The organism is Duganella sp. S19_KUP01_CR8 (assembly GCF_036688705.1).
Lineage (GTDB): Bacteria > Pseudomonadota > Gammaproteobacteria > Burkholderiales > Burkholderiaceae_D > Rugamonas.
In genome coordinates this window covers 1-26,932 of sequence record NZ_JAQQPR010000022.1, presented here as the reverse complement: position 1 = coordinate 26,932, position 26,932 = coordinate 1, and the positions used below count along the sequence as shown (strand labels likewise).

General features: G+C 64.3%; 24 protein-coding genes. 7 read left to right on the top strand and 17 right to left on the bottom strand.

All coding sequences use genetic code 11. From position 1 onward, the window contains the following. Nucleotides 1-15 precede the first annotated feature (15 nt). Nucleotides 16-1,107, bottom strand: a complete 1,092-nt coding sequence (locus V6M89_RS21100; protein ID WP_332855016.1) for a porin — start codon at nt 1,105-1,107, stop codon at nt 16-18. Nucleotides 1,108-1,219: 112 nt separating this feature from the next. Here V6M89_RS21100 and V6M89_RS21095 point away from each other — a divergent pair, with 112 nt between their 5' ends. Then, nucleotides 1,220-3,877 (top strand): transporter substrate-binding domain-containing protein, encoded by a 2,658-nt coding sequence (locus V6M89_RS21095; protein WP_332855015.1) that lies wholly within the window; start codon nt 1,220-1,222, stop codon nt 3,875-3,877. 3 nt (nt 3,878-3,880) lie between these two features. Here V6M89_RS21095 and V6M89_RS21090 read toward each other — a convergent pair whose 3' ends face one another. Then, nucleotides 3,881-4,828, bottom strand: coding sequence for a GlxA family transcriptional regulator (locus V6M89_RS21090; protein ID WP_332855014.1), 948 nt, complete (start codon nt 4,826-4,828; stop codon nt 3,881-3,883). 7 nt (nt 4,829-4,835) lie between these two features. After that, on the bottom strand, nt 4,836-5,750 hold the full coding sequence (locus V6M89_RS21085; protein ID WP_332855013.1) for a DMT family transporter: 915 nt from the start codon (nt 5,748-5,750) through the stop codon (nt 4,836-4,838). 80 nt (nt 5,751-5,830) lie between these two features. On the opposite strand from V6M89_RS21085, the gene V6M89_RS21080 reads away from it, so the two are divergent. From V6M89_RS21080 to V6M89_RS21070, 3 genes are all read left to right on the top strand, one after another. After that, nucleotides 5,831-6,304, top strand: a complete 474-nt coding sequence (locus tag V6M89_RS21080) for a MarR family winged helix-turn-helix transcriptional regulator (protein ID WP_332855012.1) — start codon at nt 5,831-5,833, stop codon at nt 6,302-6,304. Beyond that, nucleotides 6,301-6,582 carry a hypothetical protein gene (locus V6M89_RS21075; protein ID WP_020700711.1) on the top strand — a complete coding sequence of 94 codons (282 nt, stop codon included), beginning with the start codon at nt 6,301-6,303 and terminating at the stop codon, nt 6,580-6,582. Before V6M89_RS21080 ends, V6M89_RS21075 begins: the two co-directional genes overlap by 4 nt. An 86-nt stretch (nt 6,583-6,668) precedes the next feature. Then, nucleotides 6,669-7,505 carry an HDOD domain-containing protein gene (locus V6M89_RS21070; RefSeq protein ID WP_332855011.1) on the top strand — a complete coding sequence of 279 codons (837 nt, stop codon included), beginning with the start codon at nt 6,669-6,671 and terminating at the stop codon, nt 7,503-7,505. Nucleotides 7,506-7,721: 216 nt separating this feature from the next. Here V6M89_RS21070 and V6M89_RS21065 read toward each other — a convergent pair whose 3' ends face one another. The 6 genes from V6M89_RS21065 to eat form a co-directional block, all read right to left on the bottom strand. Next, entirely contained in the window at nt 7,722-8,339 is a 618-nt protein-coding gene (locus V6M89_RS21065) for a glutathione S-transferase family protein (protein ID WP_332855010.1), read from the bottom strand. Nucleotides 8,340-8,400: 61 nt separating this feature from the next. Further along, nucleotides 8,401-9,096 (bottom strand): helix-turn-helix transcriptional regulator, encoded by a 696-nt coding sequence (locus V6M89_RS21060; RefSeq protein ID WP_332855009.1) that lies wholly within the window; start codon nt 9,094-9,096, stop codon nt 8,401-8,403. Between the two features lie 44 nt (nt 9,097-9,140). After that, on the bottom strand, nt 9,141-9,986 hold the full coding sequence (gene eutC, locus V6M89_RS21055) for an ethanolamine ammonia-lyase subunit EutC (protein ID WP_332855008.1): 846 nt from the start codon (nt 9,984-9,986) through the stop codon (nt 9,141-9,143). Nucleotides 9,987-9,997: 11 nt separating this feature from the next. Then, nucleotides 9,998-11,389, bottom strand: a complete 1,392-nt coding sequence (locus V6M89_RS21050) for an ethanolamine ammonia-lyase subunit EutB (RefSeq protein ID WP_332855007.1) — start codon at nt 11,387-11,389, stop codon at nt 9,998-10,000. A gap of 128 nt (nt 11,390-11,517) precedes the next feature. Beyond that, nucleotides 11,518-12,345: a TorF family putative porin gene (locus tag V6M89_RS21045; RefSeq protein ID WP_332855006.1), complete on the bottom strand. Its 828-nt coding sequence runs from the start codon at nt 12,343-12,345 to the stop codon at nt 11,518-11,520. 35 nt (nt 12,346-12,380) lie between these two features. Continuing rightward, the gene (gene eat, locus V6M89_RS21040; RefSeq protein WP_332855005.1) at nt 12,381-13,760 is read right to left on the bottom strand and encodes an ethanolamine permease; all 1,380 of its coding nucleotides are present in this window, start codon (nt 13,758-13,760) and stop codon (nt 12,381-12,383) included. 206 nt (nt 13,761-13,966) lie between these two features. On the opposite strand from eat, the gene V6M89_RS21035 reads away from it, so the two are divergent. Further along, nucleotides 13,967-14,884: a helix-turn-helix domain-containing protein gene (locus V6M89_RS21035; protein WP_332855004.1), complete on the top strand. Its 918-nt coding sequence runs from the start codon at nt 13,967-13,969 to the stop codon at nt 14,882-14,884. Here the strand turns inward: V6M89_RS21035 and V6M89_RS21030 are convergent. After that, complete coding sequence (locus tag V6M89_RS21030) at nt 14,877-15,410, bottom strand: chromate transporter (RefSeq protein WP_332855003.1); 534 nt, start codon at nt 15,408-15,410, stop codon at nt 14,877-14,879. The genes V6M89_RS21035 and V6M89_RS21030 overlap by 8 nt on opposite strands. Further along, nucleotides 15,407-15,961, bottom strand: a complete 555-nt coding sequence (locus V6M89_RS21025; RefSeq protein WP_332855002.1) for a chromate transporter — start codon at nt 15,959-15,961, stop codon at nt 15,407-15,409. Before V6M89_RS21025 ends, V6M89_RS21030 begins: the two co-directional genes overlap by 4 nt. Nucleotides 15,962-16,053: 92 nt before the next feature. Here V6M89_RS21025 and V6M89_RS21020 point away from each other — a divergent pair, with 92 nt between their 5' ends. Next, complete coding sequence (locus V6M89_RS21020) at nt 16,054-16,944, top strand: LysR family transcriptional regulator (RefSeq protein ID WP_332855001.1); 891 nt, start codon at nt 16,054-16,056, stop codon at nt 16,942-16,944. Here the strand turns inward: V6M89_RS21020 and V6M89_RS21015 are convergent. The 6 genes from V6M89_RS21015 to queA all read right to left on the bottom strand — a co-directional run bounded on the left by V6M89_RS21015 (nt 16,928) and on the right by queA (nt 24,688). After that, a complete protein-coding gene (locus V6M89_RS21015) occupies nt 16,928-19,012 on the bottom strand; it encodes a tetratricopeptide repeat protein (protein ID WP_332855000.1) in 2,085 nt (694 codons plus the stop codon). The two genes, V6M89_RS21020 and V6M89_RS21015, sit on opposite strands and share 17 nt — an antisense overlap. 63 nt (nt 19,013-19,075) lie before the next feature. Then, nucleotides 19,076-20,098, bottom strand: coding sequence for a protein translocase subunit SecF (gene secF / locus V6M89_RS21010; RefSeq protein ID WP_332854999.1), 1,023 nt, complete (start codon nt 20,096-20,098; stop codon nt 19,076-19,078). A 13-nt stretch (nt 20,099-20,111) separates the two neighbouring features. After that, a complete protein-coding gene (secD, locus tag V6M89_RS21005; RefSeq protein ID WP_332854998.1) occupies nt 20,112-21,974 on the bottom strand; it encodes a protein translocase subunit SecD in 1,863 nt (620 codons plus the stop codon). A gap of 76 nt (nt 21,975-22,050) precedes the next feature. Further along, complete coding sequence (gene yajC, locus V6M89_RS21000) at nt 22,051-22,386, bottom strand: preprotein translocase subunit YajC (protein ID WP_020700692.1); 336 nt, start codon at nt 22,384-22,386, stop codon at nt 22,051-22,053. A 125-nt stretch (nt 22,387-22,511) separates the two neighbouring features. Then, on the bottom strand, nt 22,512-23,651 hold the full coding sequence (gene tgt, locus V6M89_RS20995; RefSeq protein ID WP_116991915.1) for a tRNA guanosine(34) transglycosylase Tgt: 1,140 nt from the start codon (nt 23,649-23,651) through the stop codon (nt 22,512-22,514). A gap of 8 nt (nt 23,652-23,659) precedes the next feature. Next, nucleotides 23,660-24,688, bottom strand: coding sequence for a tRNA preQ1(34) S-adenosylmethionine ribosyltransferase-isomerase QueA (gene queA, locus V6M89_RS20990; protein ID WP_332854997.1), 1,029 nt, complete (start codon nt 24,686-24,688; stop codon nt 23,660-23,662). 129 nt (nt 24,689-24,817) lie between these two features. On the opposite strand from queA, the gene recG reads away from it, so the two are divergent. Beyond that, the gene (recG, locus tag V6M89_RS20985) at nt 24,818-26,884 is read left to right on the top strand and encodes an ATP-dependent DNA helicase RecG (RefSeq protein ID WP_332854996.1); all 2,067 of its coding nucleotides are present in this window, start codon (nt 24,818-24,820) and stop codon (nt 26,882-26,884) included. Nucleotides 26,885-26,932 lie beyond the last annotated feature (48 nt).

Here is a 26,932-nt window from a genome sequence, read left to right as displayed (position 1 = left end):
AACTTGTCTAATCAACTAGAAGGTGTGCAGGATGCCCAGCTGCAGGCCCTGGAGGTCGCCGCCCGGCTGCGGCGAGCGCAGCTGGGCCGCCGGCGCCACCACCGCCGCCCCCACCAGCGCGAAGCTGTTGCGCCGGCCTTGCTGGTTGAGACGGGCCAACGCACCATACAAGGTGGTGCGGGTGGATAGCAGGTATAAGTACAGCGCGCCAAGTTGATCGGCATTGCCATGACCGGCTCCGCTCAGATGGTCGCGCAAACCGGCCCAGCCGACCGAGACCGAGTACGGCCCGGCGCCCCGATAACGCAGCGACAGCGAATACAGTTGGATATGCTGGCTGGCGTCCGAACGGGTCTCGCGTCCGGCCGCGCCGAACAGCGTCCAGCCATGGCCGGCGTCCCATGAGCCGCCCGTGCTGTCGCGCCGGGCGCTGTAGGGCAGGCTGGCATTCTTGACCAGTTGGTAGTTGGCGCCCCAGTACCAGCCCTCGCCCACGGCCTCGACGGCCAGGTGGGTACTCTGGTTGGCCGCCAGTTCGGCCGACGGCGCCGCGCCGCCCGTGGCGCCCCGCCCCGCCAGCGCTTGCACGGTCCAGCCGCCCCAACTGGGAGAGAGATAGCCGATCGCGTTGTCCAGTCGCGGTGGCGCGCCAAACAGATTGTTCCAGCCGGAAGCCTGGGTGGCGCTGGTGAAGGCGTCGAACTTGCCGTTCATGTAGAACTGCGGCGTATTCTGCCGCCCCAGCCGCACCTCCCCGGGCGCGCCCGCCAGGCTGACCCAGGCTTGCCGGTTGAACAGGCGGTTGCCGTCGGGCTGGGCGCCGACGTCTCCGTCCAGCCCCGCCTCCAGCAAAAAATTGCTGCGCCAGCCGCCGCCCAGCTCCTCGCGCCCGCGCAGGCCGATGCGGCTGGCCAGCAAGCCGCTGGCATCGAGCCGGACCACCGGCGCCAGGCCGTCGGCGTGCAGCCGGGTGGCGAAGGTGTCGAATACGCCGAACAGGGTCAACTGGTCCGCACCCACGGCCTGCGCCGGCAACGGCGCCGCGCCGATACCGGCCAAGCCGGCCAGGCAGGCGACCCGGGCAGGTCCATTCTTCAGTATTCGCATAAATCCTCGCGCGCTGGCGCAGTCATCGGTCACCTGCAACTAAACTGCTTTCGGGCTACAAACTCAGTTATGCTTCATGTGCCGCTTTACAATCGCCAAGGTTACCCGCGAAATGCCCTCCGCGACAACATTGCTGACCGTCATTTGTGCCGCCATCACGCTGTTCAGCGCGGCGCCAGTGCGGGCGCAGCCGGCGTCGGCCGCAACGCGCGTCGTACTGACGCAACAGGAACAGGACTGGATGCAAGCCCATCCGGTGCTGACCATGGCGCTGGACCAGAACAATCCCCCCATGATCTTCCGCCGCGCCGATGCCGACGGCGCGTCCTTTGCCGGCGCCTGCTTCGAATATGCGGAACTGGTGGCGCGCTACACCGGCCTGCAATTCCGCTATCAGGGTTCAAGCTGGAACGAGGCGCTGGCCAAGGGCATGGCGCATGAGGCGGACGGCGTGCTGTGCGCGCGCGACCGGCCCGAGCGCCGCGGCAGCCTGAACTTCTCGGCGCCGTACCTGGAGCTGCCGATCGCCATGGCGACCCGCGCCGACCATGCCGACCTGCGCAGCCTGGGCAATCTGGGCGGCGAGCGCGTGGCGGTGGTGCGCGGCACCGTGAGGGTGCCGGTGATACGAGCGCGCTGCCCGAGCTGCCAGGTGATCGAGGTCGACAATCCGCAGCAAGGCATGGAGCGGCTGCAGCAGGGCCAGGCCGACGGCTATTTCGACGACTTGCCGGTGATACAGCGGATGCTGGGCGCGGCCGCCACGCCGCTCAAGATCGCGCTGCTGTACTACGACTCGGAGGCCGCCGCGATCCGCCTGGCGCTGCGCAACGACGCGCCCGAACTGCTGTCCATCGTCGACAAGGGCGTGGCCGCCATCCCGGCCGCCGAGCACGACCGGATCCGGGCCCGCTGGCTGGCCAGCGCCGAGGGCGCCAGCGTGCAACGCGAGCTGACGCTGACACCGGCCCAGCGCGCCTGGCTGACGGCCCATCCGGTGATACGGGTCGGCGTCGATAGCGGCCGCGCGCCGATCGAGTCGCAGGGCGAGGATGGCAAGCCGCGCGGCATCTCGATTGAATTCCTGCACCGCCTGGAGGAGATGCTGGGGGTGCGCTTTACCCTGGTGCAAAGCAAGAACGTGGCCGAACTGCTGGGCCAGATCGAGCGCCGCGAGGTCGACCTGCTGTCGGCCATCACACAAACCTCGGACCGGCAGCGCTTCATGCTGGTCAGCGATCCGTACCTGAGCACGCCGGTGGTGCTGTACACCCTGGTCGGCACCAGCAGCAGCGGCGGCCTGGGCGGCTTGAACGGCAAGCGGGTCGCGGTCAGCGCCCGCAGCAGCGTGATCGAGGCCATGCAGCACGACTGGCCGGCGATCCAAACCGTATCGACCAGCGATTTCCGCGAAGGCACGGAGCTGCTGCGCCAGGGCCGGGTCAGCGCGCTGATCGGGCCGCTGCTGACCGGCACCCACCAATTGGTCGAGCACGGCAGCAACGATGTGCGCGTCTCGGGCGAGACCGAATACAGCTACCGCGTCGGCATGGGGCTGCGCAGCGACTGGACCGAACTGCTGCCGATCCTGAACCAGGCCCTGGCCGCGATCCCGAAAAGCGAGCGCGACGGCTTCCGCCAGAAATGGTCGGTGGTGCGCTACGACCATGAAACCGATTACCGGCCACTGTATGCGCTGGGACTGGCGATGCTGTTTGCGCTGCTGTTCATCCTGCAGCTGCGCCGCATGGTCAAGCACCGCACCGCCGAGCTGCGCGACGAAGTCCAGATGCGCCGCGCCCGCGAGGAGGAAATCCAGCAGCTCAACGCGGCGCTGGAGCGCCGGGTCCAGCAGCGCACCGCCGAACTGGAGCAGGCCAACGAGGACTTGCGCCTGGCGGCCGACCAGCTGGTGCAGACCGAAAAAGTGGCGTCGCTGGGGCGGCTGGTGGCCGGCATCGCACATGAGCTCAACACGCCGCTGGGCAGCACCCTGACCGCCGCCACCACGCTGAAGGCGCACCTGGCCGCGTTCCGCCACGGCCTCACGGCCGGCACCTTGAAACGCTCCAGCGCCGACGATTTCATCGGCCAGTGCCAGCAGGCCTGCGACATCATCGAACGCAACGCCTACCGCGCGGCCGGACTGATCGACAACTTCAAGGAGTTGGCGGTGGACCAGGCCAGCGTGCGGCGCCGCAAGTTTCCGCTGCTGCGCACGGTGGAGGAAGTGCTGGCCACCCATCACAACGCGTGGAAGGCCACACCGCACAAGATCACGCTGCAGATCGACCCCGCCATCGAGCTCGACAGCTTCCCCGGCCCGCTGGCGCAGGTGCTGTCCAACCTGCTGGAGAACACGCTGGTGCATGGTTTTCGCAGCAACCAGCCGGGCCAGGTGCGGATCGCCGCCCAGTGCCGTGACGAGCGGCTGGAACTGATCTACAGCGACGACGGCAGCGGCATCCCGGCCGAGTTCCGCAACAAGGTCTACGACCCGTTCTTCACCACGCGCCTGGGCCAGGGCGGCTCCGGGCTGGGACTGTATATCGTGCAGACCCTGGTGACGGGTGTACTGGGCGGCACCATCACCTTGCATAGCAATCCCGGACAGGGCACGCTATTCCAGCTCAACCTGCCGATCTCGGCACCCGACCTGAGCGACCACACGGCGCCCGCCGCACAAGGGCTGGTGGCCTTGCCCGATCCCGGCGCGCCGCCGGCCGCGCGCTGCGCCCCGGAGCAGGACCGGCCGGCCGCGGCGGCCTGAATCTCAAGCCGTCGGCGGCACCAGCTTGCGCTGGCGTTCCTCGCGCGGCGTGTTGCCGAACAGGGCGCCGAAGGCGGTCGAGAAATGCGAGCCGGACGAGAAGCCGCACATCAGCCCCACCTGCACGATCGAATGATTGGTCTCCAGCAGCAGCTGGCGGGCGCGTTGCAGGCGCAACTCCAGGTAGTAGCGCGACGGCAGGCTGCCCAGGTATTGCTTGAACAGCCGCTCCAGCTGGCGGCGCGACAGGCCGACCAGGTTGGCGATGTCGTCGGTGGACAGCGGTTCCTCGATATTAGTTTCCATCAGCGTCACCGCCTCGGACAGGCGCGGCTGCAAGGCGCCGAAGCGCGCCTGCAGGGCGACCCGCTGGCGTTCCTCGTGGCTGCGCACGCGCTCGATGCACAGGCTTTCCTTGATGCCGGCCTGCACGGTGGCGCCGAACAGGTGCTCGATCAAGGTCAGCGAGAAGTCGATGCTGGCGGCGCCGCCGCAGCAGCTCAGGTGACGGCCGTCCAGCTCGAACAGGTGAGGCGTCAGGATGGCGCGTTCGGAAATGCCCTCGGTGTCGGCGTACAGCGCCCACGGCAAGGCGATGCGCACGCCCGCCATCAGCCCGGCTGCGGCCAGCCACAGCACGCCGGCGCCGACGCCGCCCCAGTACTCGGCCGAGCGGCAGCGTTCGATGACGGCGCGGCTCAACTCGGGCGCCAGCGGCGACTGGCCCTCGTCGGCCACTAATAAGGCGATGTGCCAGCCCGGCTGCGCCAGCACCACTTGCGCCGGGGTCATGGTTTCCAGATGCAGCACGTCGCGGCCCAACGCGGCGGCGGCCAGGCGCAGCGGCTGCACCAGGCCGGCCCAGGTCAGCGCGTCGGACTCGCCCGCGTTCACCAGCAGCATGCGCAACGGCCGCTCTTGCGTGACGCGGGATAAATTATCGAAAGACATGGGACACCTACTCCGGCGCCAGCACGGCGGCGGGCCGCTCGGTGCTCCACTGGCTGACGATCATGCCGGAGATCAGCAGCGCCGCGCCCAGCAAGCCGTTCCAGGCCAGCGTCTCGCCCAGCCAGAAATACGCGAAGATCGCCGCGCAGCCCGGCTCGAAGGCATAGATCACGGCCGCCTCGTTGGCGCTGCTGTGGCTCTGGCCCCAGGTTTGCAGCGAAATAATCGCCGCCGTGGCGACCACGCCCAGGTAGACCAGGTTCAGGCCGTACATCTGCAAGCCCTTCCAGATGTAGCTCACGTAGTCCGGCAAGTCCTGGCTGCGCTCGGCAAAGCCCAGCGGCACTTCGCGGATCAGCAGCCACGCGGCGGCGCACACGGCCACCGTCAGGATCTGCGAGGCGGTCAGCACCATCAGCTTCTCGACCTTGCGGGTGGTGGTTTCCATCAACTTGACGTAGATGCCGAAGAACAGCGCGCACAGCAGCGCCAGCGTATCGCCGCGCCCCCAGGTGAAGCTGCCCTCCCAGCACAACGCGAACAGGCCGGCCAGCGCCAGCACCAGCGCGACGACGATGCGGCGCTCCAGCCGCGCGCCCATCAGCACGCCCAGCAGCGGCGGCACCAGCACGTTGAGGCCGGTGACGAAGGCGTTGCGGTTGGAGCTGGTCAGCGCCAGCCCCTCGATCTGGAACACGTAGCACAGGAACAACACCCCGCCGGCGATGATGCCCCAGCGGATATCGTTCCACTTGGCGCGCCACATAAACGGCAGCAACAGCAGGCCGGCCAGCGCGAAGCGGCACAGCACGATCCAGCTGGCCGACAGGTAGCCGGTCATGTTCTTCATCGCGGGGAAAGTCGTGCCCCATACCAGGGTCACGATCAGCAAAGCGGCAATGCCGCGCAAGTGTTGAGGCATGGTTTTTTTATTATGAATGTGCGTCCTCCATTATAGTCCCGGGCAAGATTGCCGGTGCGAACCGGCTATAATCACGGTCTATGGGTGAACGATTTTTGAAAAGCATCCGGCTGCTGGCCGATTGCTTACAGAGCTACGAACGGCTCTCTGGCCAGTACGTGCGCCAGAGCGGCTTGACGCACGCCCAGTTCGATATCATCGCCACGCTGGGCAATACGCCCGGCATGTCCTATAAAGAATTGGGCGACAAGACGCTGATCACCAAGGGTACGCTGACCGGCGTGATCGAGCGATTGGAACAAAAAGGGTTGGTGGAGCGTCAGCGCAACGACTGCGACAAACGTTCCTTCTTTGTCCGGCTGACGGCGGAGGGCGAGCAGGTGTTCTGCACGGTCTTCCCGGCGGTCGTCAAGGAAAGCGGGAAAGTGTTCGCGCACTACAGCGAAGACGACTACGCCGCCCTTGAAAAAACCCTGAGCGATCTTAAAACTGTAATCATGGCCGGCCATACCGAATGCCTGTCCACCTGCGACTCAACCAAGGAAATCATTTGAAAACGACTCTGCTCGAAGGCAAAAAGCCTGCCAAATTCGACAAACACATCATCGGCAACCTGCTGCTGAACCAGTCCACCCCTGACGAAGTCCGCCAGGAAAAGCTGATCATCGGCGTACGCAACGAAGACGGCGAAATCTACCGCCTGATCGGCGCGACCAAGCACAACAGCTTCATGAACGCCATCGAAGAGCTGTTCGACCTGGGCCTGACCGACGAACTGCAAGACACCGACGCCACCCAGGACGGCTGCGACGCCATCTTCAGCGAGCAGTAATCCCGCCGAAGGCGTACCGTTGTACCAGACAAAAGTATTTTCAGAAGAAGTGCCACACGGCAATATTCCGGGTATAATTTTTTGCAATGGACAGACTCGACGCCTTCAAGACTATCGCTGCTCAGGCGAGCCGGGGGGAGCTCTCGTTCCCGGCCAACGTCAACGCCTCGCTGCGCTTGCAGCAAGCGCTGAACGATCCCGATTGCCACACCGAGGCGGCAGCCAAACTCATCCAGGCAAACCCATTGCTGGCGGCGCGCAGCGTCGCCATCGCCAACTCGGTGGCCTACAACCGCTCCGGTACTGAAATCTCCAGCGTGCGCGCGGCCGTGCAGCGGCTCGGCGTGCGCACCCTGCAATCGCTGGTGGCGGCGCTGATCGTGCGCCAGATCGGCAGCCAGGTCACCGATCCCGCCCTGCTGGCCAAAATCAATCAACTGTGGGAACACACGGCGCACGTGGCGGCCCTGTCGCAGGTGATCGCGCGCCGCGTCACGCACGTCGATCCGGATACGGCGCTATTTGCCGGCATCATGCACGAGGTGGCGGGCTTCTACATGCTGTCCTGCGCCGGCGACTTCCCGGAAGTGATGGATGGTGAACCGGAAGACTGGGTCGAGCACGGCGAAGTGGAAATCGGCCGCGGCGTTATGACGAAGCTGGACGTACCGGAAGGTGTTTGCCGGGCGATCGAGTCGATGTGGGTGGGGTTGCGCGCGTTGCCGCCGGAAACCCTGGGCGATACGCTGCTGCTGGCCAACGATCTGTCGCCGGTGCACTCGCCGCTGTACCAGCGTCCGGGCGCGACCACGCTGCAAGGGGCGCGCACCATCGACTTCGTGGTTGGCGAAGGCACGCTGCACGCCATCATGAGCGAATCGGCGCTGGAAGTGCAGTCGCTGTACGCGGTGCTGATGCTGTAGCGTCATTCCCGCGTAGGCGGGAATCCATAAGCCGCATCCGAAGCACGCTCAGCATGGTTTCCCGCTTTCGCGGGAACGACGTCAAATAAAAAAAAAGCCCGCTGGGGAGCGGGCAAAGTCCAAAACTAGGGATCTCCTCCAGAGGAGACAAGTCCAGAATACGCTCCCCATCCCATCTGCTCTGTGCGCCAGTTCACATATGGACACAAGTTTCTATCACCACACCGGTTCCGATTGCTTCCACGCATCCAGCTGCTGAACGCGGGCCAACCACGCCATCATCTTCGGATATTGAGTGACGGGCAACTTAGCTTGCTCGGTGTACATCAGCGGCGCGGCCAGCGCGAAATCCGCCAGGCTCAGCTTGTCGCCGACCACCCACTCGCGTCCCGCCAGGTGCTGCTCCAGCACCGCGGCGAATTTCGCCACCAGCCGCGTGCCCCGGTCCAGCTCGGCCTGGTCGGGAACGCCGTTGCCGGTGATACCCTTCCAGATGTTTTCCCAGACGATGACGCCCAGCGCCGGCGAAAAATGCTGGCACGCCCACAACATCCAGCGGTTGATGTCGGCCCGCACGACGATGTTGTCCGGGTAGAGCGTCTGGCCGTGGGTGCGGTCGGCCAGGTATTGCATGATGGCGCAGGATTCCCACAGGATGAAGTCGCTCTCCTGCAGCACCGGCACCATGCAGTTGGGGTTGAGCACCTCCAGCCGGCGCCGGTCTTCTTCGCTCATCAGGTTGACTTCGGTCACATCCAGCGGCGTGCCCATGTGAATCGCGGCCATCATGACACGACGCGAATTGGAGGAAGCGGGGTGGTGGTATAAGCGCATTTGAAGTCTCCAGTTGGTGAGTTGAGGACTTCATCGTACGACCGGCCTGCGACAGTTTTTGTCAGTAGTCTTCGCGCAGGTTATGTTGCTGGCGCCAGGTCTTCAGCAAGTCGCTGCGGCGGGCCGGATAGCGCACGCCCAGCGACTCCACCTCCGCGATGCGGTCGATGCGAAAGTGGCGAAAGGCCATGCGCAGCTCGCACCACGCGGCGAGCAAGCGCTTACCCTCCATGAAGGCCAGCGCGAACGGCCACACCACCCGTTCCGACGGCTTGCCGTGCTCGTCCTGGTAGGCCATGCGCAAGCGGTGCTGGTAGCGGATCGCCTCGCGCACCGGGCGCACGTGGACGTCGCTGGCGGTGTCCTGGTCCTGGTACAGCGGCACCCACAGGCTGGTCTCGGCCATGTCGTCGCGCAGGTCCTTGGGCGAGGCGGCGGCGATCTTGGCCAGCGCGTTGTTGGCGGCGGCGGCCAGCGCCTCGTCGCCCTGCCGGCGCACCCAGCGCGCGCCCAGCACCAGCGCCTCCAGCTCGTCGGCGCCGAACATCAGCGGCGGCAGGAAGAAGCCGGCCTTGAGCATGTAGCCGACCCCGGCCTCCCCCTCCAGCGGCGCGCCCAGGCCGGACAGCGTCTGGATGTCGCGGTAGATGGTACGTTCGGATACGCCCAGCTGCTCGGCCAAACGGGCGGCGGTGACGGGACGGCGGTAGCCGCGCATCGCGTCCATCAACAGGAAAAGTCGGCCGGTACGGCTCATTGTCGCTCTCTCGCTAGTTGGTCGGCGGGACGTCCGCCTGCCGACTAATCGAGGTCGAGCAGGAAGTTGCGCTGCGGTGCGTCCAGCATGGTGTTGTCGGTGGCTGTTTCATCCTTCAGCGCGACGCCGGATAGCTGCCGTTGGCGCGATTCGGATAGCAGGTAGTGAAGTTTGAAGGCTGCATCATTGTAGGTCAAACCGGCAGGACGCACATTCGAGATGCAATTGCGGGCGGCATCGGTCAGGCCGGTCTTCGGCGCCCAGGTCAGGTACAGGCCCATGCTGTCCGGCGAGCTGAGGCCAGGGCGTTCGCCGACCAGCACCACCACCGCGCGCGCGCCCAGCAACTCGCCCACCTCGTCGCCCACCGCCACCCGTCCCTGGCGGACGATGGACAGCGGCGCCAGCGACCAGGATTCGGCGGCCAGGCGCGCCATCAGCACTTTCAGGAAGGGCAAGGCGTTCTGTTCGATCGCCAGCGCCGACAGGCCATCGGCGATAACGAAGGCCAGGTCGTAGCCGGCCGCATCGAGCGGGCGCGCCAGCAGCGCCTGGCGCGAACCGTCATCCAGCCGTCGGCCCAGGTCGGGACGCTGCAGGTAAATGTCGCGACTGGCGGCGGCGCTGTGCAGCGGCAGGCAAGGCAAGCCGCTGGCGGCCTGCAAGGCATCGCCCAGCGCGGCGTGGTCCAGCGCCAGGTGCACGGCGTCGCGCGCGCGCGCATGCGCCAGCTGGAACTCCAGTTGCGGCGCGGTCGGCTGGCTGACGCCGCTGCGTCCCAGCGCGATGCGCGCCGCCGTGAAGCGCCGCAGCGAGCCCCACGGATTGCTCGTCACCACGCCATCATCGCCAGCGGGGCTGGCTGGAAGCAGGTGCTCGTCGTCGTTCATACGGGTTCCCATTATTTCAGGCTGGCCAACGCGCGCTGGAAGGAAGCCGGCAGCGCTTTGCCCAGTGTAACGTAATCGTCGCGGGTAAAAATTTCCATCTCCTTCAACCAGGCTTCGAATTCCGGCGCCGGCTTCAGGCCCAGCACGCGGCGCGCATACAGCGCATCATGGAAGGACGTGGTCTGGTAGTTGAGCATGATGTCGTCCGAGCCGGGAATGCCCATGACGAAGGTGCAGCCGGCCGTGCCCAGCAAGGTCAGCAGGATGTCCATGTCGTTCTGGTCGGCCTCGGCGTGGTTGGTGTAGCAGACGTCGCAGCCCATCGGCAGGCCCAGCAGCTTGGCGCAGAAGTGATCCTCCAATCCTGCACGCACGATCTGCTTGCCGTCGTACAGGTATTCGGGGCCGATGAAGCCGACCACCGAATTGACCAGCAGCGGCTGGAACTTGCGCGCCACCGCGTAGGCGCGCGTTTCGCAAGTCTGCTGGTCGACGCCGTGATGCGCGTTGGCCGACAGCGCGCTGCCCTGCCCCGTCTCGAAGTACATCACGTTGTTGCCCACCGTGCCGCGCTGCAGCGACAGCGCCGCCTGCTGCGCCTCCGCCAGCAAGGCCAGGTTGATGCCGAAGCTGGCGTTGGCCGCCTCGGTGCCGGCGATCGACTGGAACACCAGGTCGATCGGCGCGCCGCGTTCGATGGCGGCGATGGTGTTGGTCACATGGGTCAGCACGCATGACTGCGTGGGGATGCCGTAGCGGTCGATGATCTCGTCCAGCATGGTGACGATCTTGATCACCTGCGGCACGTTGTCGGTGGCCGGGTTGATGCCGATCACCGCGTCGCCGCTGCCGTACAGCAGGCCGTCCAGCACGCTGGCGGCGATGCCGGTGGCGTCGTCGGTCGGGTGGTTGGGTTGCAAACGCGTCGACATGCAGCCCGCCAGGCCGATGGTGTTGCGGAAGCGCGTGACGACGCGGCATTTCTTCGCCACCAGGATCAGGTCCTGGATGCGCATGATCTTGGAAACGGCCGCCGCCATTTCCGGCGTGATACCGGGTGCGACGGCGGCCAGCACGGCTTCATCGGCGGCGTCGCCCAGCAGCCAGTTGCGGAAGTCGCCCACGGTCAGGTGGGCGATGCGGGCGAAGGCGATGCGGTCGTGATCGTCGATGATCAACCGCGTCACCTCGTCCTGCTCATACGGCACCACCATCTGGTTCAGGAACAGCGACAGCGGCAGCTCGGCCAGCGCCATCTGCGCCGCCACCCGCTCCTCGGCGCTGGCCGCCGCCAGCCCCGCCAGGTAGTCGCCGGAACGCGCCGGCGTCGCCTTCGCCATCAAGTCCTTCAGGTCGCGGAACTGATATGTCCTGCTGCCTACCGTATGTGCAAAGCTGCTCATTGCCGCGTCTCCTGATGCTGCCGATATACTAAAGACCGTCGCTCCCGCGTAGGCGGGAGCCCATACGCCATCTGGTCAGAGGCTCAGTATGGATTCCCGCTTTCGCGGGAATGACGAACTAACCGTTGCTAGAAGTTGCGCGAGGCGGTCACGACCAGGCGTTTCTGTGCCACGTTCTTGCCGCTGCCGTCGGCGTTGAAGAAGGTCCACAAAGGCGTGCCGTTCTTGCTGGCGTCGCCGCTGTTGTAGGTCCCCGCCGCCGTGAACGCCCAAACATCCACCGTCTTGGTCACGCCCGCCTTGATGTCGAAGAAATTGAAATCGCTCATGTTGCGTACTTGCTGGCGGCCCGCATGCAGGTTCAGCACCAGGCCCGGCATCAGTTCGGGATTCCAGTTCACTTCGGCGTAGGCGGTGCCGCGCGTGTTGGCCAGCTTGCCGCTGTCCGGCTGCACAGCGAAGCCGAACCAGTACTCGCTCAGCGCCACCCAGGCGTAGGCATTGAAGGCGCCGATATTCACGCCCAGCTTGGCCTCCTGGGTATGGTACTTGATGTCCTTGCCGCCCGCCGCATAATGCGCGCCGGGATACCAGTAGGTGACCAGGCCGGCGTCGATATTATTGCCCTCGCTCAGAGGATAACGATAGCCACCGTAGACATCGATCTCCGAACCGCTGCCGTTGTTATAGGCCGCGTGCGAGACGCCGGAACCGAACAGGCCGAGATAGAAGCCGCTGACATGGGTGAAGTCCAGCGTGGCTTGCGCCGTCGGCTTGGCCTGCGTCTGCGAGATGCCGCGGAAAATATAATCGGACACCAGCGTCACGTTGCCGGTGTTGGTCCAGTCGGGTGCAGGCGCCGCCGGTGCAGGTGCGGCGTCGGCGGCCAGCGCGCTGCCTGCCGCGCAAGCCAGGCATCCGGCCGCGGCCAGCAGGGAGAAGAGGGATTGGGACATTGATAGTGCTCCGTTGTTGTGAGTGAGACGGCGGGTTAGACAGCGTCAAGCGCCGCGTGCTGCTGACGATTGCCCTTGGTGGCCAGGAAGAATGCATAACCGACCGCCATGAAGCCGACGAACACGCCGAAGATCAGCGGGTTGTAATAGATCATCGTCACCAGGCAGACCAGCGCGCCGGCCAGCGCAATCGCCGGGAACAGCGGATAGAACGGTGCGCGGAAAGGGCGCGCCATGTGCGGCTCGGCGCGGCGCAGCTTGAACAGGCTGAGCATGCTGAGGATGTACATGGTGATGGCGCCGAATACCGACATGGTGACGATGTTGGCGGTCAGGGTCTGGCCGCCGATCTTGATCAGCTCGTCGCTATAGATGGCAGCGATGCCGATCACGCCGCCCGCAAGGATGGCGCGGTGCGGTGTCTTGAAACGTGGATGGATCTTGGCGAAATAGTGCGGCAGGTAAGCCTCGCGTGCCAGTGCAAAGATCTGGCGCGAATAGCCCAGGATGATGCCGTGGAAAGAAGCGATCAAGCCAAACAGGCCCAGCCACACCAGCATGTGCAGCCAGTTGCTGTGCTCGCCGACGATGATCTTCATTGCCTGCGGCAGCGGATCGTTGATGTTGGCCAGCTTGGTCCAGTCGCCTGCGCCGCCGGCGAACACCATCACGCCGATCGCCAGCAGCACCAGCGTAATGATGCCGGCGATGTAGGCGATCGGGATCGAACGTTTCGGGTCCTTGGCTTCCTCGGCCGCCATGGCCACGCCCTCAATCGCCAGGAAGAACCAGATCGCAAACGGAATCGCCGCGAACATGCCGGGGATCGATGCGATGCTGAAGCTGTCCTGGCCCGACCAGCCGCCCTTGACGAAGTTCGCCACCGAGAAGCCCGGCGACACCACGCCCATAAACACCAGCAATTCAAAGATGGCCAGCAGCGTCATCAGCAACTCGAAGGTGGCCGCCACTTGCACGCCGACGATGTTCAAGGTCATGAACACGACATAGGCACCGACCGCCGCCGTCTTCGGATCGACGGTAGGAAACTGCACATTCAGGTACGCGCCGATCGCCAGCGCGATCGCCGGCGGGGCGAACACGAACTCGATCAGGGTGGCCGCGCCGGCCAGGTAGCCGCCGGTCGGGCCGAAGGCGCGCTTGCTGTAGGCGAACGGGCCGCCCGCATGCGGGATCGAGGTGGTCAGCTCGGTGAAGCTGAAGATAAAGGTGGTGTACATCGCCGCGATGAACAGCGCGGTGATGGTAAAGCCCAGCGTCCCCGCCGAGGCCCAGCCGTAGCTCCAGCCGAAGTACTCGCCCGAGATCACCAGGCCTACCGCGATGCCCCACAACTGAAAGGTGCCTAGCGACTGTTGCAGCGCCGGTTGCCCGGCCGCCTGTTTTGCATTCATGTGATTCTCCCTAAGGTAAAGCGCATCTGGTATGGAAGTTGCAGCAGAATCGAGTATAGGAGCCAGCCAAATGCCAGCGTTATCGAAAATCGGCAAACTTGCGAGGGGCTAGCGTCCACGGGAAAAAATAACAACAGTGGGAGAAAAATAATATGCACCAGACTGCGACAGCGTTGGTACACAGTGCGCCAGATTTGCGCACTGTGATGGCGCACGACGCCGATGAATTGGCCAGCAAGCTCACCAACTGGCAACAAAGCTACGACCAGATCAGTTCCGGCCTGTTCCACGGCGCGCTGACCGAGCTGCGCCTGCCGCAGCTGCAAGTATTCCGGGAAAGCTTGAGCCAGTCGGTGCGCCAATCCTGCCGCGTGTGGCCGGACGCCATCTGGTTCGGCCTGCCCGACCACGGCGCCAGCACCCGCATCAACGGCCGCCAGACGGCGGCCGACTGGATTATGGTGCAGCCGGGCAACGTTGAGTTCGAACTGGTAACGCCGAGCGCCTACAGCATCTTCGGCATCGTCGCCAGCCGCGAGTTGCTGGTCGAGACGGCGCGGCGCTACGGTTGCCAGATCGACTGGCAGCGGGTGCAGTCGGCCGAGCTGCTGCAGGTGGATGCGCAGGCCCAGGCCAAATGCCTGCGCGTCCTGTCGCAGCTGCTGCCGGCCGAGGGGGAAAGCGCGGCGGAAGGCGCGGCGCAGTGGCAGGAGCTGGTGCTGTCCACCCTGCTCGACATGCTGGACCACAGCTGCGTGGAGCCGGCGCTGGCCGCCAGCCTGCAACGGCGCCGCCACGTGGTCTCGCTGGCCCGTGAATACATCATGGCGCACCGCAGCGATTCGATTACCGTGCCGGAGTTGTGCGAACGGGTGCATGTGAGCCGACGCACCTTGCAATACTGCTTCGAGGACGTGCTGGGCATGAGCCCCATGCTGTACCTGCGCATGGTGCGCCTGAACGGCGTGCGGCGGCAGTTGCAGGACGGCGGCGCCATCGGCGACGTGGCCGGCTCCTGGGGTCTGAGTAACTTCAGCCAGTTTTCCAGCGACTACCGCAAGCTGTTCGGCCACTGCCCGTCGGCGTCGCTGCGGTCGCGCTCCACGCCGCACTCGCTCAGATAAGGCCCAGCATGCCGGCCAGCGCACCGGCCGCGATCAGTATCACCGGGTTGATTTTGGACCGCAGCAGTATCACCGCCGCCAGCACCGTCAGCACGTCGGCATGCCAGCTGACGTTGGAGATACGGGTGAACAGCCAGGCGGTGGCGGCCAGGAAGCCTATCGATATCGGCGCGAAGGCATCGCCCAGCGCTTGCGTCAACCGTCCGCCGGCGTGGCGCGCCTGCAAGCGGATCGCGGTCAGTGTCAGCAGCGTCGAAGGGCCCAGCACCGCCAGCGTGGTGAAGATCGCGCCCGCCCAGCCGGCGATCAGCCAGCCCACCAGCGAAACGAACAACAGGTTGGGACCGGGCGCCGCCTGCGCTATCGCATAGGCGGCCGAGAACTGCTCATTGTTCAGCCACTGCTTGCCTTCGACCACGTAGTGACCGACCTGCGGCCCCAGCAGCACCACGCCGCCACCCACCGCCATCAACGACATCAACGCGATGTGCAGCGACAGTTCCGTCACTGGAGATTGCTCGTTCATTTTTTCTCTCCCACCAGGTAAGTCGCACCGGTGCCCAGCGGCGCCAGCACACAGAACACCAGCGCCAGCTGCCATTGCAGCAGCCCCAGTCCGATAAAGGCCAGCGCCAGCAAGGCCACCTGCAACAGGGTGCGGTGTTCGCGCCAGTCGGCCTTGGCGAACATGGCCTTCGCCATCTTCACGGCGGTGGCCAGGATCAGCCCCGCCGCCACCGCCGCCATGCCGCGTATCGCGTGGCGGAACATCTCGATCTCGCCGAAGCGCTGGTACACCACGCCCAAGGCGATGACCACCAGGAACGGACCGGCGACCATGCCGGCCAGCGCCGCCAGCGCGCCACCCGTGCCGGCGTAGCGGTTGCCGACCATCAGCGCGACGTTGCAGATCGTCGGGCCGGGCAGCATCTGGCTGGTGGCGAGGTATTTCGCGAACTCCTCGGCCGTGAGCCACTTGTGCTGCTCGACCAGGGCGCGGTAAGCGAACGGCATCACGCCGCCGAAGCCCATCAACGCCAGTTTGGAGAACACCAGGAAAATTGTTGATAGCGGCATGATCTTCTCCTTCGGTTTCAATGGAGCGAATTTTCCGCCTCCGCCAAATATAAGTACAATAAATTTATTTAGACCATTCATTCATTTTTCTGATGAAAATAGACATACTCGGCGTGCAGGCTTTTGTCGCGATTGCGGACTTTGGCGGATTCCAGAAAGCGGCGGAGACGCTGCACGTCACGCAGACCGCCGTCACGCAACGGCTGCGCAACCTGGAGGACTTTCTGGGCGTGATGCTGGTTGAGCGCACCACGCGCTCGATCGCTCTGACCAGCATCGGCAAGGACTTCCTGCCGCAGGCGCGGCGCTTGCTGCAAGAGCTGTCGTCCACGCTGAACGAGATCCGCGAGACCGGCAAGGCGCAGCGCGGCGACGTGGCGATCGCCTGCGTGCCGACGGTGGGCATCCAGTACCTGCCGCAGATCATCCAGGAGTACTCGGCGCGCTTCCCCGAGAACCGCATCAAGATTCTCGACCACGCCTCGTCGCGCGTGGCGGAGGCGGTGCAACGGCGGGAAGCGGAGTTCGGCATCGGCCTGGGTGGCGGCATGCATCCCGACCTGGTGTCGGTGCCGCTGATGGAGGATCACTTCGTGCTGGTGTGCCGCGACGATCATCCGCTGGCGAAGCGGCGCTCGCTGACGTGGACGCAGATCCAGCCCTACCCGCTGATCTTCTCGGGCGACGTCAACGGCAACCGCGCGCTGCTGGACAGCTATTTGGGCAGCAAGAGCGCGGAGCTGAACCTGCACTTCCAATACGACGTGCAGCGCAGCGCGACGGCGGTGGGACTGGTGGCCTCGGGCATCGCCGCCGCCATCGTGCCCAACCTGGCGATCGTCAAGGGCAGCTATCCGCGCCTGCGCGCCATCAAGCTGAAGGAACCGACCATCTCGCGCCAGCTGGTGCTCATCACCCGCAAGGCCGGCCATCTGTCGCCGGCCGCGCAGGCGCTGTACGACATGATCAAAACGGGGCGCTGATTCCGTATTCGCGGAACTTGACCGACATCGTGCGGCGTTCCTGTTCCTCCGCCGCGCGTTGCGCCGGTTCGCTGCTGCTGATCGTGGCCGGCATGCGGCCGGCGGCGGTTTCGAACTGGCCGCGTGCCTCCTCGCGGCGGCCCAACGCCTCGTAGGCCAGCCCGCGCTGAAAGTACGCCGGCGCGTAGTTGGGCTGCGACTGCAATCCCAGCGACAGCGCCTGCAGCGCTTCGTCGTAGCGCTTCAGGGCATGCAGCGTCAGGCCGAGGTGGTACTGCACCATCATCGATGGTTTGCTGAACAATACGCGATTCAACTCCTCGGCCTTGCGCACGATGCGCAGGCTCTCGCCGTACTTGCCGTCCTTGCGGGTCTGCGCGGCGTAGTTGATGTAGCGGTAGAACACGCGCGTCTGGCGCTTCTTGACCATCTCGCGCAGGTCGGACAGATAGCGGCTGGTATCGTCGCCGGCATGAGCGGCGCAGTCCTCGTAGGCACGCGCGCCGCGCTTGCCCCAGCTGGTGTAAACGCGCCGTTCGCCGATGCGGTTCAGCAGGCCGGCCATTGTGGCGTAGTCGCCGGCCTGGCAGGCGAAGTAGGCGTAGGCGTTCAGGTTCCACGGATCGGGGTAGCGGTCCACCAGCGCATCGAAGCTGGTCTTCATTTCGCTCCAGTCGGCGAGGCTGTTCTCGAACAGCTTGTCGTCATAGGACATCTGGCTCATGTACCAGTAGACGCGGGCGTACATCGCATCGGAATCGGCGGTCCGCATACCCATGGCGCTGCGCGCGATGTCGTCCACCGCGTCCGGCGCGCTGGCCCACATCTCGGTCGAGAAGAACGCGGCGGAGAAATAGGTCTCGTGATAGTTGGGGAATGCCCTGCGCGCATCGGCCAACGTGTTCATCACGCCGAGGAAGCTGTAGTGGTCCGTGTACGGCAGCACTTGCAGCAGGGCCCTGTAAAACTCCGGATCGCGCTCCTTCAGCATCGGCTTTTCCAGCGTGTTGAGAATGCTCATCGCTTCGCGCGTGGAGGCCAGCATGCGCTCGATATCCTCCTTGGGCACATCCTTGTAGCTGGCCGTGCCACGGAAGGCGGTGCCGCGCGCGAGCAGCGCATAGGCGCGATACATGCGCGCCGCATTCGATTTGGGGAACTGCTTCTCCCAGCCCTTGGCTTCGTTGTCGATGCCGGTCCAGTAGGCCAGGTCGCGCGTATTCTGCGGACGCCAGCGCAGCTGGTTGTAGAAAATCGCCAGCTTCCAGACACCGCTGCCGGTGCGCTGGGTTGGATCCAGCAGGCGCTTGCGCAATGCTTCCAGGCTCTTGTAGTCACCCTTGCTGAGATAGCCCTTTACTTCGGCGATCAGCGCATTGCGGGCAACCAGTTCGGCGCTCTCCGCGCTCTCCGCTATCGTGCTGGTCGGCCTGGCTGCGGCGACCGGCGCCGGCTCCACCGCGCCCTCCATGGCAAGCGCCAAAGCCTGCTGCAAGCGCCCCGCTTCCGGCGTCGCAGGACGCGACTTGTCGAGCCGCTCCTTCCACTCATCGCCGCCGATAGGGCGCTGCAAGGACACGCCGTCCACGTACACGCTGACATAGCCGAAGTAATTGAGCAGCATCGGCTTGCCGGGGCCGAAGTAGTCCTTCTCGGCCACCAACCCGTCGCCCTTCGGCGGCCATGGGTCGGACATGTGCAGCACGTCGCGGATCGCCGCCTGCACGCGCACGGGGTCGAGCTTCTTGCACGGTTCGTTCATGCGCTTGGGATGGAAGCTGCACAGCTGCGCGGTATTGCGCGTCTTGATGAACCACTGGGCGATGGCGTCGCCGGCGTGGCCGTCGGGCTGCTCGATCAGCATCGACGCTTCGATCGGCTCGCCCGCGTATTCGGCCAGCTTTTGATGGATGGGCCGCTGTGGGTGCTGCTGCGGCCAGATGCGCATGAATTCATGCTCCGCGATCGGATGGTCGCGCAGCGCGGACGTGTAGCTCAGGTCCCACGGCAGTTCGGCGCCATGCGCGGCGCAGCAGGCCAGCAGGCCGGCCAATAATCTGTACATCATAAAGAAAAATCCCCCAAGGCTAAAAGCGCTGGGGGATTCTACTATCAAAACGATAACGTTGTTTTACACTACAGCGCCATCGGTTTCGTCTTTTTCCTTGATCGGCTTGATCAGGTCTTCACGCTTCACGCCCAGCCACATGGCCACTGCGGCAGCCACGAACACCGACGAGTAAATACCGAAGCAGATACCGATGGTCAGCGCGATGGCGAAGTAGTGCAGCGTAGGACCGCCCAGGAACAGCATCGACAGCACCATCATCTGCGTGCAGCCGTGGGTGATGATGGTACGCGAGATGGTCGAGGTGATCGCGTTGTCGATCACTTCATGCACCGACGACTTGCGCTGCTTGCGGAAGTTTTCGCGGATACGGTCGAAGATAACCACCGACTCGTTGACCGAGTAACCCAGCACCGCCAGCACCGCCGCCAGTACCGTCAGCGAGAACTCCCAGTGGAAGAAGGCGAAGAAGCCGAGAATGATGACCACGTCGTGCAGGTTGGCGATGATCGCCGCCACCGCGAATTTCCATTCGAAGCGCACGGCCAGGTAGATCATCACGCCGATGATCACCATCACCAGCGCGTTCAAGCCGTTCTGCGTCAGCTCGTCGCCGACCTGCGGGCCGACGAATTCGACTTTTTGCAGCGAGACGGTTTCAACGCCGGCAGCGTCCATGCAAGCGGATTTGACCACGTGCTCGCCTTTGGCGGTCACGGTGTCGATCTGCTTGGTGGCGCCCTGCTCGGCCGCGCACAGCGTGTTGAACACCAGCTGCGACGCATCCTTGGAGGTGACGTTCTTCACCACCGGCAGGCGCAGCATGACGTCATGCGCGGTGCCGAAGCCGGTCACTTCCGGCTGCTCATAGCCGATCTTCTCCAGCGAGTGACGGATCTGTTCCAGCTTTGCAGGCTGCTGGTATTTCAGTTCCATCACGGTGCCGCCGGTGAACTCCACCGAGAAGTTCAGCGGACGGGTGATCAGGAAGAACACGGCCGCGACGAAGGTCAACGCCGAAATGGCGTTGAACACCAGCGCGTGGCGCATGAACGGTATGTCTTTTTTGATGCGGAAAAATTCCATGTGAACCCCTGAGTTATTTCAGACCCGGTACCCAAACGGTACCGATGGCGAGCGATTGCAGCTTCTTCTTGCGGCCGTACCAGAGGTTGACCACACCGCGCGAAATGAACACGGCGGAGAACATCGAGGTCAAGATACCCAGGCAGTGCACCACGGCGAAGCCGCGGATCGGACCGGAACCGAACACCCACAGGGCGATACCGACAATCAGCGTGGTCACGTTGGAGTCGATAATGGTGGCCCATGCGCGGTCGAAGCCGGCGGCGATCGCCGCCTGCGGCGTGGCGCCGGAACGCAGCTCTTCGCGGATACGTTCGTTAATCAGCACGTTGGCGTCAATCGCCATACCCAGCGCCAGCGCGATAGCGGCGATACCCGGCAGGGTCAGGGTCGCCTGCATCAGCGACAGCAATGCCAGCAGCAGCAACAGGTTGCAGGCCAGCGCCAGCACGCTGAAGAAGCCGAACATCATGTAGTAGGCGATCATGAAGATGGCGATGGCGGCGAAGCCGTACATCGTCGAATGCAGACCTTTGCTGATGTTCTCGGCGCCCAGTTGCGGGCCGATGGTGCGTTCTTCGATCACGTCCATTGGTGCGGACAGCGCGCCGGAGCGCAGCAGCAGCGCCAGTTCGGCGGAGTTCTCGGCGTTGCCCATGCCGGTGATCTGGAAGCTGCTGCCAAATTCACTCTGGATGGTGGCGACCGACAGCACTTCCGGCTTGCCCTTCTCGAACAGCACGATGGCCATGCGCTTGCCCACGTTGTCGCGGGTCAGGTCGCGCATCTTGCGGCCGCCGTCGCCGTTCAGCGTGATGCTGACGGCAGGCTGCTGGTTCTGGTCGTAGGTGCCGGTGGCGCTGGAGATCGAGTCGCCGGTAATAACGACGTCCTTGCTCAGCACGACCGGCACGTTGCGGCCGACGGTGAACAACTCGGAGTTGAATGGAATCGCCGAAGTCAGCTCGGAGCCCGGGGTGACCGAGTTGTCGGTCATGCGCACTTCCAGCGTCGCGGTGCGGCCGATCACGGCACGCGCACGCGCCACGTCCTGCACGCCAGGCAGCTGGACCACGATGCGGTCAGGGCCTTGCTGCTGGATGATAGGTTCGGCCACGCCCAGTTCATTCACGCGCTTGGACAGCGTCGAGATGTTCTGCTTGACGCCGTCGTCGATGGTTTGCTTGAGCGCGATCGGCTTCAGCGTGACGGTGGTCTTCAGCGCATCGCCTTCGCCGGAATCGACCAGCAGCAGGTCGGTCATCTGGCCTTGCAGTACGTCCTTGGCCTTCTGGCGGGTGGCGTCGTCGCGGAATTTGATTTCGATGGTGTCGCCCACGCGGTCGATGCCGGCGTGACGCACGTTCTTGTCACGCAGCAGGGTGCGGGATGCGGCCTGGATGCCTTGCACGCGCTTGGTCAGCACGGCCTTGGTATCGACCTGCATCAGGAAGTGCACGCCACCGCGCAAGTCGAGGCCGAGGTACATCGGCAGCGCATGCAGGGCTTGCATCCATTTCGGCGTGTCTTTTTGCAGGTTCAGCGCGACCAGATAGGTCGGATCGGCCGGATCGGCGTTCAAGCCCTTTTCCAGCACCGACTTGGCGCGGAACTGGGTGTCCGGATCGGCGAAGCGGGCGCGCACGGAAGCGTAGGTGCCGCTGCCGTCGAAGGCGATGCCGTTGTAGGCGATGCCGGCGCCCTTGAGCACCTCTTCCACCTTGGCGCCCATGTCGGACGACATCTTGACGGTCGATTTGCCGCTCGTAACCTGGACCGCGGGCGATTCGCCGTAGTAGTTAGGCGCGGTGTACAGCGCGCCCAGCAGAATGGCGACTACGATCAGTATGTATTTCCAGAGAGGATAGCGATTCATATTGTTCAACGTTCAGTGTTAGGCGTCGGATGCAATAAGGCCCGCATAACGCGGGCCAGGCCAAGGCCGAGGCTGATTACAGCGCCTTCAGCGTGCCCTTAGGCAGCAGCATGGTGATGGAATTCTTTTGCAGCGTCATTTCGGCGCCGCTGGAGATTTCGATGGTCACGTACAGGTCGGTCACCTTGGAGACCTTGCCCAGCACGCCGCCGGCGGTCACGACTTCGTCGCCCTTGGCCAGTGCTTCCATCATGGCCTTCTGTTCTTTCGCGCGCTTCTGCTGAGGACGGATCATCAGGAAGTACATCGCAACAAACATCAGGATCAGCGGCAGGAAGCTGGTGAGGTTACCGCCCAGGCCGAGTGCGTCGAGTGGGGAAGCCGATTGGGCGTAAGCGTTGGAAATGAACACAGGTGACTCCGATAATAGTTTGAAAAAATAGCGCTGTATTCTAGCACTGGCCGGAAGGCGCTAGGTCTTCCGGCTATGTGGGTGGCATAAATCTTTTTACAAGACTTACAACACTTTTAGTTAAATCAAATGCCGCGGCCGCGATCGGCGTGGAATTGCAGGGTCCAGGCGTGGAAACGGTCCTCATCCAGGGCCTCGCGCATCTGGCGCATGATGTCCAGGTAGTAGTGCAGGTTGTGGATGGTGTTCAGGCGCGCGCCGAGGATTTCCTGGGTGCGGTTCAGGTGATGCAGGTAGGCGCGCGAGAAGTTGCGGCAAGCATAGCAGGAGCAGGTGCTGTCCAGCGGTTCCTTGTCTTCCTTGTAACGGGCGTTCTTGATTTTCACATCGCCGAAACGGGTGAAGATCCAGCCGTTGCGGGCATTTCGAGTGGGCATCACGCAGTCGAACATGTCGACGCCGTTGGAAACGCCGTTGACCAGGTCTTCCGGCGTGCCGACACCCATCAGGTAATGCGGCTTGTTGGCCGGCATTTTCGGGCCGACGTGGGCCAGGATGCGCATCATGTCTTCCTTCGGCTCGCCGACCGACAGGCCGCCGATGGCCAGGCCCGGGAAGTCGATCTCTTCCAGCTTGGCCAGCGATTCGTCGCGCAGGTTCTCGAACATGCCGCCCTGGACGATGCCGAACAGCGCGTTCGGGTTCTCGCCGCGGTGGAATTCGTCTTTCGATCGTTGCGCCCATCGCAAGGACATACGCATCGACTTTGCCGCCTCCTCAAGAGTTGCCGGGCGGTTGTCGATTTCGTAAGGGGTGCATTCGTCGAACTGCATGACGATGTCGGAGTTCAGCACGCGCTGGATCTGCATCGACACTTCCGGCGACAGGAACAGCTTGTCGCCGTTGATCGGCGAGTTGAAGTGCACGCCCTCTTCGGTGATCTTGCGCATCGCGCCCAGCGAAAACACCTGGAAACCGCCGGAATCGGTCAGGATAGGCTTGTCCCAGCCCATGAAGTCGTGCAGGCCGCCGAACTTGGCCATGACGTCATTGCCCGGGCGCAGCCACAGGTGGAAGGTGTTGCCCAGGATGATCTGGGCGTCGATTTCCTTCAGCTCCAGCGGCGACATCGCCTTGACCGAGCCGTAGGTGCCGACCGGCATGAAGATCGGGGTCTGGACCACGCCGTGGTTCAGTTTGACTTCGCCGCGGCGGGCCTTGGTCAGGCCGCTGCTGTCGGTCTTGTGTAGTTTAAATTCCAGCATATTGTTCCTTATTTTGCTCGTGCTTGCGTCGTCAGCAGCATGGCGTCGCCATAGCTGAAGAAACGGTATTCGTTGGCGATCGCGTGGGCGTAGGCCTTGCGGATCTCTTCAAAACCGGCGAAGGCCGATACCAGCATCAGCAGGGTCGACTTCGGCAGGTGGAAATTGGTGATCAGGCGGGTGACCGTCTTGAACTGGTAGCCGGGCGTGATGAACAGCGCGGTATCGGCGCTGCCCGCTTCCAGCTGGCCGCCCTGCGAGGCCGATTCCAGCGCGCGCAGGCTGGTGGTGCCGACCGCCACCACGTCCCGGCCGGCGGCGCGGGTGGCGCGCACGGCGTCCACGGTTTCCTGCGGCATGGTGTACCACTCGGTGTGCATCTTGTGCTCGGCCAGCACCTCGGCGCGCACCGGCTGGAAGGTGCCGGCGCCCACGTGCAACGTGACGTAGGCGAAGTTGACGCCCTTGGCCTTCAGCTCGGCCAGCAGCTTCTCGTCGAAGTGCAGGCCGGCGGTCGGCGCGGCCACGGCGCCCGGCACCTTGTTGAACACCGTCTGGTAGCGGGTTTCGTCGAACGAATCGGCATCGTGCTCGATGTACGGCGGCAGCGGCAGGCGGCCGTGCGCTTCGATCAGGTCGAACACGTCGGCGTCGAAATGCAGGGTGAAGAACTCGCCGGCGCGCTCGCCGACGGTGACGTCGAAGGCATCGGCCAGGCGGATCTTGACGCCGGGGCCGGGCGACTTGGAGGCGCGCACCTGGGCCAGCACGGTGCGGTTGTCCAGCACGCGTTCGACCAGCGCCTCGATCTTGCCGCCGCTCTCCTTGACGCCGAAGAAGCGCGCCTTCAGCACGCGGGTATCGTTCATCACCAGCAGGTCGCCCGCTTGCAGCTGGCCGACGATATCGGCGAACTGGCGGTCGATGATCTGCTCACCGTCCAGGTGCAACAGGCGGGAAGCGCTGCGGTCTGGCAGCGGGAATTGCGCAATACGCTCTTGCGGCAAGTTAAAATCGAAATCGGAAAGCGAGTACATTTGCGGACTTCTGGAAACTGTTGAAGAAAATTCGGATAGGCCCGAAGGCGGTGCTAGTCGTACAATACCGGCGTTGCTTTGCTGCGGCCAACCCTCTATTTTACGCTAGTGCCCGAAAAACGCTCCAATATGCCTGTTTCAACCTCCAAAACCGTCAAGAAGACAGTCAGTCCGGAAGCCAAGCTGGCCAAGCTGGGCCTGCACACCGATATGGACCTGGTGCTGCACCTGCCCATGCGCTACGAGGACGAAACCCAGGTCATCACCATCGAAGAGGCCCGCCTGCACGGCGGCGAGACCTCGCAGGTCGAGGGTTTGGTGGTCAAAAATGAAATCACCTACAAGCCGCGCAAGCAGCTGCTGGTGCACATCGCCGACGAGACGGGCGATTTGCAGCTGCGCTTCATGAATTTCTACGGCAGCCAGGTCAAGCAGCTGGCCGAGGGCACGCGGGTGCGCGCGCGCGGCGAACTGAAACACGGCTTCTTCGGCGCCGAGATGGTGCACCCGGCCTACAAGGTGGTCAACGAAGGCGCGCCGCTGCCGACTTCCCTGACGCCGGTGTATCCGTCGGGCGAAGGCCTGTCGCAGCCGATCCTGCGGCGCGCCATCGGCGATGCGATGAAGCGGGTCGACTGGACCGATACGCTGCCGGAGCAGCTGCGCGCGCAGATGCAGCTGTCCGACTTCGAGCCGGCGGTGAAGCTGCTGCACTACCCGCCGCAGCAGGTGGACGAGCACGCGCTGCTCGATCGCTCGCATCCGGCGTGGACCCGCATGAAGTTCGATGAACTGCTGGCGCAGCAGCTGTCGCTCAAGCGCGCGCAGCGTGCGCGCCGCTCCAAGGGCGCGGCGGCGCTGACCATCATCGGTGCGCTGTCCGAAAGCTTCCAGGCCGCGCTGCCCTTCAAGCTGACCGGCGCGCAGCAGCGCGTGCTGAACGAAATCCGCGCCGACCTGCGCCATCCGTATCCGATGCAGCGGCTGTTGCAGGGCGACGTCGGTAGCGGCAAGACGGTGGTGTCGGCGCTGGCGGCCGCGCAGGCGATCGACAGCGGCTACCAGGCCGCGCTGATGGCGCCGACCGAAATCCTCGCCGACCAGCACTTCCGCAAGATCGCCGCGTGGATGGAGCCGTTGGGCGTCAAGGTCGCGTGGTTGACGGGCAGTTTGAAGAAAAAGGAAAAGCTGGCCGCGTATGCGCTGATCGAATCCGGCGAGGCGCAACTGGTGATCGGCACGCACGCGCTGATCCAGGAGGCGGTCAACTTCGCCAACCTGGGACTGGTGATCGTCGACGAGCAGCACCGCTTCGGCGTGGGCCAGCGCCTGACCTTGCGCAACAAGGGTGTCGAAGGCGCCGTTCCGCACCAGTTGATGATGTCGGCTACGCCGATCCCGCGCACGCTGGCGATGACCTACTACGCCGACCTGGAAGTATCGGTGATCGACGAACTGCCGCCGGGCCGTAGCCCGATCGTCACGCGCGCCATCGACCAGAACCGGCGCGATGAAGTGATCGAACGTGTGCATGCGGCCGCGCAGGAAGGACGGCAGATCTACTGGGTCTGCCCGCTGATCGAAGAATCGGAAGCGCTGCAACTGCAAACCGCGACCGACACGCACGCCCTGCTGGCGGAAGCACTGCCGGACCTGAACGTTGGGCTGGTGCACGGCCGTCTCAAGCCGGCCGAGAAGCAGTCCGTCATGGACGCCTTCAGCGCCAATGAAATGCAGGTGCTGGTCGCCACCACGGTGATCGAAGTGGGCGTGGACGTACCGAATGCATCGCTGATGGTGATCGAACATGCGGAGCGTTTCGGCCTGTCGCAGCTGCACCAGCTGCGCGGGCGAGTTGGACGCGGCTCTGCGGCGTCGGTGTGCCTGCTGCTGTATCAGAGCCCGTTGGGAGGCGTCGCCAAGCAGCGCCTGATGACGATGCGCGAAACCACCGACGGCTTTGAGATAGCAAGGCGCGACCTGGAGATCCGGGGCCCCGGCGAATTCCTCGGCGCCCGCCAATCCGGCCAGGCGATGCTGCGTTTCGCCGATTTGGAGACAGACGGCTGGCTGGTAGACCAGGCGCGCGACGTCGCCCACGATCTGCTACACGCCAACACCCCCGAAAAAGCCGCCACCGTCGAAGCCCACCTGGCCCGCTGGCTAGGCGGTCGCGAAGAGTTCCTCAAAGTCTAAATCCGGGGTCAGGTCCCCCATTTATTCATCAGCTCGGCTAGATAGCCG